The organism is Pseudoxanthomonas wuyuanensis, from assembly GCF_900215535.1.
Lineage (GTDB): Bacteria > Pseudomonadota > Gammaproteobacteria > Xanthomonadales > Xanthomonadaceae > Pseudoxanthomonas_A > Pseudoxanthomonas_A wuyuanensis.
The window spans coordinates 1-3,269 of record NZ_OCND01000024.1; the positions used below are offsets into that span (position 1 = coordinate 1).

The window sequence follows — 3,269 nt, forward strand, 5'->3', positions numbered from 1 at the left end:
GCCGACGATGTCGGTGAGCTGGGCCACGGTGGCGTTGGCGTCATCGCGCATGCGGGCGAACACGCCGTGGAAATCGCCGTCCATGCGCGCGGTCAGATCGCCTTGCGAGAGCGCCTGGAGCACGCCGGAGACCTGGTCCACGCTGCCGGCGATGGTGGACAGAAGACCGTTCAGCTGTTCGGACAGGGCAAGTAGGAAACCCTGCTTGCCGGCGGTGGCGATTCGGCCGGACAGATCGCCTGCGGAGGCGGTCTGCACGATCCGGGTGATTTCTTCCTCGACGCGGACCTCGGCGGTGCGATCGGCCCACTCCACGACAAAACCCACGCGCTGTCCGTCGGCATCGATCACCGGGTTGATGATCAGTTGCATGGTGCGGCCGCCAACGACGATCTGCGCGCGATGGGTGCCGCGCAGTTCGCCCAGCAGCCTGGCCTGGCGCTCGGGGTGGCGATGGAAGCCGTCGATGCTGCTGCCTAGCATGCTGGCGACGGAAAACCCGGGAAGTTCGCGGCGGAGATCCTGCTCCGCCTCGCCCAGCATGTTCAGCAGCGGGCGGTTGGCGTAGATGATGGTGCGATCGGCATCGGCAATCATCACATTGGTGGTGACCTCGTCCAGCGCGGTGCGGATGCGCAGGTTTTCCTGCGCCTGCGCCTGATCGCGTTCGCTGCGTTCGCGCAGGTTGGCCTGCATGCCGCGCATGGCCTGCATCAGGGCGCCGATCTCGTCCTGGCGGCCGGTGCCGATGCGGGTTTCCAGATTGCCCGATGCCACCTCGTTGGCGATGGAAACCGCGACCTGCAAGGGTTGCGCCACCAGGCGGCGGACACCCCACCAGGCCAGCGCGGAAATCGACAGCAGCGCCAGCACCGACAGCAGGCGGATATGCCAGACCAGGGTGCGGGTGGATGCGGTAACCGCCGCATGCGGTTCGACTGCGACCAGTGCCCACTGCCATGGGGCGAAGCGGGTCGCCGACAACAGCGCCGCTTCCGGCGCTTGGCCGGGCCTGGACGCCAGCGACAGCAGGGCATCGCCTTCGCCGGCGGCGAGCAATGCGTCGAATGCGGCAAGGTCGGCCGGCGCCAGCAACGAGGCCGCCGGCTGGCCTTCGCCGTGCGGGTGGACCACCAGGCTGCCGCGCTGCTTGCCTTCCTTCATGTCGACGACGAAGAAATAGCCATGTTCGCCCGGGACCGAATCGCGCAGTTGCTGCTGCAGTCCGGCCAAGCCTTCGCTGTAGTTCTGGCCGATGAACAGGATGCCCACCGTCTGCCCGTTGACGTCCTTCAGCGGCCGGTAGTGGGTCATGTAGTCGCGGCCGAACAGCCGCGCCGGACCGGTGTAGGGCTGGTCCTGCAGCATCAGCGGATAGGCCGGATGCGCATGGTCCAGCGCGGTGCCGACGACCCGTTCGCCCTGTTCGTTGGTCAGCGAGGTGGACACGCGGACGAAATCCTCGCCGGTCCTGGCGAATACGGTGGCCACGCTGCCGGTGGCCTCGGTGAAGCGGTCGACCGCGCCAAAATCCAGGTTGATGGGCTTGCCGCCGAAGCTCAGCAGCGGCGTTTCGAACCCGCCCACGGTGACGGTTCTGTCCGCATCGCTGACGACATCGCCCGCAGGCAGCGTGGCGGAGAAGCTCCCGGCCTGGCGCTCGGTGCTTTCGATCAGCGTCCGCTGATACAGGGCGATCGATTCCTGCATGATGCGGGTGGCGGTCTTGAGATCCTCGCGCGCGCGGGTTTCGATGGCGGCGCTGGTCTGGCCCTGCACCAGCAGCGCCAGCGCCGTCAGCACCAGGGCCACGGACAGCGCAACCAGCAACGACAGCTTGGTGCCGAGATTGAGGCGTGAGAATCGGTTCATGGGTCGGTTCTGCAAGATGGGACAGCTGATTCCGGTATCGGCCAGCGCCAGCGGAAATTGAAGGACAGCCGACGTACGGCTGTTGCGCGCTTATGCGATTCCGCGCTCGCGCGCGCTGCGCTGGCGCTCCATGCGGAAGATGTAGCGCTGTATCAGCACTTCGGCGCCGCGCGGCAAGGCGGTGAACTGGCAGCCGGCGCGCCAGGTTTCCCTGCCGTTGTGGCCGACCTGGCGGAACAGGCTTCTGATCATCAGCCGCAGCGGGATGGGGTCGGCATCGGGCAGATGCAGGTAGCAGTTGTCGTATTCCCGGAACGGCTGGAAGTCGGGGCGGTCGGCGGGAACCGCCAGCGCGACGCCGCCGCCGCTGATGTCCAGTACCCGCAATGGCAGCGGTTCGGTTTCGCCATCGCCGCGCGGCAGCGGCAGTTCGCAGGTGAGCGGTTGGGTGAGCGGCACCTGCAGCCGGTAGAACTCGCGGCGCTGCAGGCGCAACAGTTGCTCGGGCACCGCGGTGCGGAACGCGGTCTGGCCGTCGATCATGGTCCGGACCGGCTGCGATAGCCGGAACTGGATATGGATGCGGTCCAACTGCGCCACGCAGGTCAGGTGGTGGGCCTGCTCGATGATGCGGTTGACCGGTTCCTGCAGGCTGCCATCGATCAGCAGCTGTCCGCTGTCCTCATCCAGCGCGATCAACGCAGTCGGATAGGTGTGGTGGCGCGGCGCGGGATATGCGCTGATCAGGGAGCGGCGATCCAGCAGCGATTGCAGCACCTGCCGGATCTCCCGCGGATTGCGCAGCAGATATTTTTCCTCTTCGTCGTACCGTACCGGTTCTATCCGGCCGGAATCGGTGTCTTCGGACATGGGTTCGTCGTACTGCTGAAGAGTGGATGGCTGCAGGCGCTGCGGAGTAGTGGTCTGCCTATATATCGAACTTGGTCACGGATTCTTTAGGTTCTTCTCCCAAGTGCGGGGAACGTCCATGTGGAAGCCGGTGGCCAGGGCAGTGCAGGACACGCCGTAAATGCCCGCGATGCGGGGCCGGCCCACCATCGCAGATGGCGGGCGTTCGGCTGCGCGCGAAGCCGTGCTTCGCAAACGCTTGCCTCTCCCCTGTGGGCTCTCCCGCGGCATCCATGCCGCGGACGGTCCCGCACTGCCCTGGCCACCGGCTTCTGGACACCTGGTCGGCGCTCGAAGAAGGGCTTCCGAAGTCGCGATCTGCCATCTCGCCAAAGTCGCCGGCCGGCGGGCTGGGGGCGCGGAGAGCAGGCCTGGGGTGAGCCAGGGCGGTTGGCGCGGCACTGCCGCGCGCCTTGGCGAACGCCCGGCGCGCTGCGCCGGGCCGGTTCGGGCCGCGAAGCGGAACGAGCCTGCGGCCCGACCGAGAG

Annotated in this window: 2 protein-coding genes; both read right to left on the reverse strand. The window is 67.1% G+C overall.

Going from position 1 to position 3,269, the window contains the following annotated elements; genetic code table 11:
• A partial coding sequence (locus CRO39_RS20140; RefSeq protein ID WP_097123770.1) for a Cache 3/Cache 2 fusion domain-containing protein occupies nt 1–1,872 on the reverse strand: 1,872 nt, incomplete at its 3' end.
• 90 nt (nt 1,873–1,962) lie between these two features.
• A complete protein-coding gene (locus CRO39_RS20145; protein WP_097123771.1) occupies nt 1,963–2,742 on the reverse strand; it encodes a flagellar brake protein in 780 nt (259 codons plus the stop codon).
• Nucleotides 2,743–3,269 lie beyond the last annotated feature (527 nt).

Bases quoted from the DNA above. Each gene is read 5' to 3' on its own strand.
- CRO39_RS20145 (WP_097123771.1), bottom strand. From the start codon at position 2,742: ATGTCCGAAGACACCGATTCCGGCCGGATAGAACCGGTACGGTACGAC.